Here is a 3556-nt window from a genome sequence, read left to right as displayed (position 1 = left end):
CGCGAAGCCCCGGCCGGCGGCGCCCGCGCGGGCGGCCTCGATGGTGGCGTTGAGCGCGAGCAGGTTGGTCTGGTCGGCGATCGAACGGATCATCGCCACCACCGCATCGACCTTGCGCGCGTTCTCGGCGAGCTGGCGCACTGTCTGATCGGTCGTCTCGGCCTGGGCCGCGATCTTCTGGGCGCGTTCGGAGACGCTGCCGACCTGCCCCGAGATCTCCTGGATCGAGGCCGTCATCTGCTCCGAGTTCGCCGCGACCGAGGCGGCGCGCTGCCGGGCCTCCTCGGCCGAGCGCGACAACTCCTCCGCCGAGTGTCCCATCCGCTCCACCGCCGAGCGCACCGCCTCGACCACCTGCGCGACGTCCGTCGACATCTGGACCTGCGCCGTGATCACCGACCACGTGACCATCGGGCCGACATACTCGCCCTCGGGCCCGTGGATGGCCGAGACGCGCAGATCCAGCGTCTCGGGGCCGACCCGGATCTTGGCCCGGTGCGGCAGGCGGCTGCTGTCGGCCAGCATCGCCCGCTGGTGGTGCGGGTTCTTGTGGAACACGTCGAACGAGCGGCCCAGCATCTCCGAGACCTTGATCGGCAGATGCTGCTCGATCGTGGCGAGCGTCGTCTTCGAGGTCTGGTTCAGATAGTTGATCTTGAACTCGTCCTTCGGGTCGGCCGTCATGACGGCGACGGGCATGCCGTCGATCATCGTCAGGAGCCGGCTCGTCTCGTTCTTCTTGGCGGTGATGTCGGTCGCGAACTTCATCACCCGCTCCGGCGTGCCGTCCGCCCCGAGCACCGGGTTGTAGGTCGCCTCCAGCCAGATCTTGCGGCCGGATTTGTCGAAGCGAAGGAACTCGCCCGACGCGTAGTGGCCGCCGCGCAGCGTCTCCCAGAAGGCGCGGTACTCGGCGGTCTCGGCATAGGCGGAATCGACGAAGAGGCGGTGATGCTTGCCCCTGATCTCGTCCAGACCGTAGCCGACCGCGGCCAGGAAGTTCTGGTTGGCGTCCAGGATGGTACCGTCCATCGAGAACTCAATGGTGGCGAGCGATCGGTCGAGTGCGTCGAGCTTCGCCTGCGCGTCACTGGGCTTGGATTTACGGAACATCACAGCATCCCCGCGATGCAAATCTCCGCCGATGATCTCGCGCGGATGGGCGTCGTCATTGATTCGGGGCGGAGGTGAACGGATGCGGCTGCATCCTTAATCTGCCCTTATGGCAAATGTCATCTTTCGCGGTAAATTTTACGTGAAGAGGGAAAGTTCGAGGCGGGTCGGACCCGTCGGCGACTGAATGCCGCCTTGGAAGGATTGTTTTCGGGCAACGCTGGACATCGCCTGATGTCGTGATGCCGCGATCACCCGCGTATCCGCCGGTCCGGCCGGGCGGTTCAGACCATCTTCGTCTGTCTCACACGGTTTCCGAACGATCACCTCGGGGCTTGCCCAATCCCGTCATCGCTTCCGCTCCGCCTCGCAATCGTAGAAGTTCACAAGCTCGATGATCGCGATACGCCGCGGTCAGGGCTGCGAACGCGCGGGAACGGACGCGCGTCGCGGGCTTCGTCACCACCGCCGTCATTCCGGGGCTCGCCGCAGGGAGCCCCGGAATGACGGGGTCAGGGCATCGATCACGGTGGCTGGAAAATCAGCGAATTGCTGAACATCCTCAGCAATGACGCAGGAGAAGCCGAAGTGATCGAGCGGATGACGGATCAGCCGTCGCGGCGAAAATCCGTCAGCGGCACGGGTGCGGCGTGGGGGCGGCTGCCGAGCATCGCGTCGATCAGGGCCAAAACCTCCGCCCGGCCGACATTGGCCGCCGGCTCGAACGGGGTCCAGGTCTGGGTGAAGTCGAGGCGCTCGAACACGTCGCGGTAGCGGCGCAGCTCGCTCACCGTCAGAGGCACGCCGCGCACGAAGGCCTTGTGCGCCGAGATCGTCAGCGCCTTGCGGAAATCCTTCGGGTCGAGCTCGAACTTGAGGGCGTCGCCGCAGAAGCAGATCCTTCGCTTGCGGTCGAACAGCACGGCGTGGCCGTCGAAATGGCCGGCCGTGCGGTGCAGTTCGAGGCCCGGCAGGGGCTCGAGGAAGTCGTCGTAGGGCCAGGACACCTGAAGCGCCGCGCTCCAGGTGAAGTCGGAAGCCGGCAGGCACAGTTCCGGATCGAACCGATCCTGGAGCTGCACCAGCGCCCCGTAGGAATGCGGGTGGGAGGCCGAGAGCACCTGCATGCCGCCGAGCCGCTCGATCTGGTCGAGGGCCGCCTCGCTGAAGACGGGGCAGCCCTCGAAGCCCATATTCCCGTTCTCGGTCCGGATCAGGTAGGCGCTCGGGCCGATGCCGGAGACCGGCTCGTTCCAGAAGCGCCAGACGCCCGGCTCCAGCTCCTCCCAGTGGCAGGGAAAGGCCGCCTGCGCCTCCTGCGCCGTGCGGAAGCGCCAGCCGTCCTGCGGCACGACGTGGCGGGCGTCGAGGCACATCGGGCAATGCGGCGGCGCCGCGAAATGGCGCTGCCAGAAGCCGCAATTGTCGCAGGTGTAGGCGGGCAGCTTCAGGGCGCCCGCGAAGGGCAGATAACCGGGCACGGGCGAACCTTCAAAAACGGGAACGGCCGGAAGCTAGTGCTCCCGGCCGCATTCTCATCCCCTTCGCGGTCGCGCCTCAGCCGTGGGCCGGGGCTCCGTGCGGCTCGCCGTGCGGATCCTTCTCGTGCGGATCCTTGCCGCGCTTGCGGCCGATCCACAGCACCGTCTTGCGGATCACCACGTAGAAGACCGGCGTCAGGAACAGACCGAAGAAGGTCGCGCCGATCATCCCGAAGAACACCGCCGTGCCGAGGGCCTGGCGCATCTCGGCGCCGGGGCCCGTGGCGATGACCAGCGGCAGCACGCCGAGGATGAAGGCGAAGGCCGTCATCAGGATCGGGCGCAGACGCAGGCGGCAGGCCTGGACGGCGGCGTCCACCGGCCCCTTGTGCTCGCTCTTCTCGATGTCGTGGGCGAATTCCACGATCAGGATCGCGTTCTTGGCGGCCAGGCCGATGAGCACGATGAGGCCGATCTGGGTCAGGATGTTGTTGTCCTGCCCTCGCAACTGCACCCCGAACAGGGCGGCCAGCACGCCGGTGGGCACCACCAGCAGGATCGCCAGCGGCAGCGCCCAGGATTCGTACTGCGCGGCGAGCACGAGGAAGACGAGGAGCACGCCCAGCGCGAAGACGTAGATGGCCGTGCCGCCCGCCGCCTTCTGCTGGTAGGCGATCTCGGTCCAGTCGTAGGCGTAGCCCTCGGGCAGGGCCCGCTTGGCGATCTCCTCCATGCTGTCGAGCGCCTGACCGGTCGAGACGCCGGCCTGCGCCACGCCCTGCAGCGGCACCGAGTAGTACAGGTTGAACCGCTGCACGATCTGCGGGCCGGCGATGTCGCGGATCGAGGCGAGCGTGCCCATCGGCACCAGGGCGCCGGTGGAGGAGCGCACCTTCAGCTGCTCGATGTCGCGCCGCGACATCCGGTAGATCGCGTGCAGGGTGACGCGATCTACCGGATGT

At 67.2% G+C, this 3556-nt stretch carries 3 protein-coding genes; all 3 read right to left on the bottom strand.

The genetic code is table 11. The annotated features are described in order from the left end of the window. Positions 1-1113 (bottom strand): methyl-accepting chemotaxis protein (locus MFF42_RS21820; protein ID WP_238257705.1); only part of this gene is annotated, 1113 nt, incomplete at its 3' end. Between the two features lie 608 nt (positions 1114-1721). Next, a complete protein-coding gene (locus tag MFF42_RS21815) occupies positions 1722-2594 on the bottom strand; it encodes an MBL fold metallo-hydrolase (RefSeq protein ID WP_238257703.1) in 873 nt (290 codons plus the stop codon). A 76-nt stretch (positions 2595-2670) separates the two neighbouring features. Further along, a partial coding sequence (locus MFF42_RS21810) for an efflux RND transporter permease subunit (RefSeq protein WP_238257701.1) occupies positions 2671-3556 on the bottom strand: 886 nt, incomplete at its 5' end.

It is taken from the genome of Methylorubrum podarium (genome assembly GCF_022179745.1).
GTDB classification, from domain to species: domain Bacteria; phylum Pseudomonadota; class Alphaproteobacteria; order Rhizobiales; family Beijerinckiaceae; genus Methylobacterium; species Methylobacterium podarium.
This window is presented reverse-complemented; position numbering and strand designations above follow the sequence as displayed.